The 630-nt window shown below is 61.7% G+C and carries 1 protein-coding gene; it reads left to right on the top strand.

The window, feature by feature from the left end; genetic code table 11:
* Positions 1–41 precede the first annotated feature (41 nt).
* Positions 42–630, top strand: a 589-nt coding sequence (locus tag J5M71_RS26475; RefSeq protein ID WP_207838430.1) for an ATP-binding cassette domain-containing protein, incomplete at its 3' end; no start/stop codon positions are given.

Here is a 630-nt window from a genome sequence, read left to right as displayed (position 1 = left end):
ATCCAGGGCGACGCGCCTTTCTGATTTGCCGGAGATCGATCATGAACGCCCCTTTGCCAGGCCACGCGGCCAGCAGCCTGATCGCCCGCAGCGAAGCGTTGCTGGCCGTCGATCACGTCAGCCTTGAATACCGCACGCCGCAGCGGGTGGTGCGCGCTACCCATCAAGTCAGTTTCGCCGTCGACCCGGCTGACCGGTTCGTCCTGCTTGGCCCGTCCGGTTGCGGGAAATCGACCTTGCTCAAGGCTGTCGCCGGATTCATCCAGCCTTGCGAAGGCGAGATCCGCCTGCAAGGCCAGCGCGTCGATGCGCCGGGGCCGGATCGCATTGTGGTGTTTCAGGAATTCGATCAGCTGCCGCCGTGGAAAACCGTCAAGCAGAACGTGATGTTCCCGTTGCTCGCCTCGCGCACCTTGAACAAGAAAGAAGCCGAAGAGCGTGCGTTGCATTATCTGGAAAAGGTCGGCCTCGCAGCATTCGCCGACGCCTATCCACACACCTTGTCCGGCGGCATGAAAGCGCGGGTAGCGATCGCCCGGGCCTTGGCCATGCAGCCGAAAATTCTTTTGATGGACGAACCCTTCGCTGCACTCGATGCGTTGACCCGCCGCAAGATGCAGGAGGAATTGC

Source organism: Pseudomonas sp. 43(2021) (genome assembly GCF_017490805.1).
Classification (GTDB): Bacteria; Pseudomonadota; Gammaproteobacteria; order Pseudomonadales; family Pseudomonadaceae; genus Aquipseudomonas.
This window is presented reverse-complemented; position numbering and strand designations above follow the sequence as displayed.